The organism is Pseudarthrobacter sp. AG30, from assembly GCF_003116525.1.
Taxonomy (GTDB): Bacteria; Actinomycetota; Actinomycetes; order Actinomycetales; family Micrococcaceae; genus Arthrobacter.
This window is the reverse complement of the sequence record NZ_QEHL01000038.1, coordinates 79,659-79,871: the sequence shown is the minus strand read 5'-3', so window position 1 is coordinate 79,871 and position 213 is coordinate 79,659. Positions and strand designations below refer to the sequence as shown.

The following is a 213-nucleotide window of genomic DNA, read 5'->3' as shown; positions in this document are numbered from 1 at the left end:
GATCGGCGGGATGTTGTCGCCCGGGTGGGAGTAGTCCGCGGCCAGGAAGGTGTCGTGGTAGTCGAGTTCGCGGACCGCGACACCGTTGGCCCAGGCCGCCCATTCCGGGGCCACGCGCTCCTCGATACCAAAGACCTTCGAGCCCTTGCCGCCGGTGGTGGGGCCGTGGGTGAGCGCCTGGGCGCGGGCGGCAACGATGGGGGCCCGGTTCAG

The 213-nt window shown here is 71.4% G+C and carries 1 protein-coding gene; it reads right to left on the bottom strand.

Translation table 11 applies throughout. The features are described from left to right. Positions 1-213 (bottom strand): MmgE/PrpD family protein (locus tag DC347_RS22225; RefSeq protein ID WP_206073979.1); only part of this gene is annotated, 213 nt, incomplete at both ends.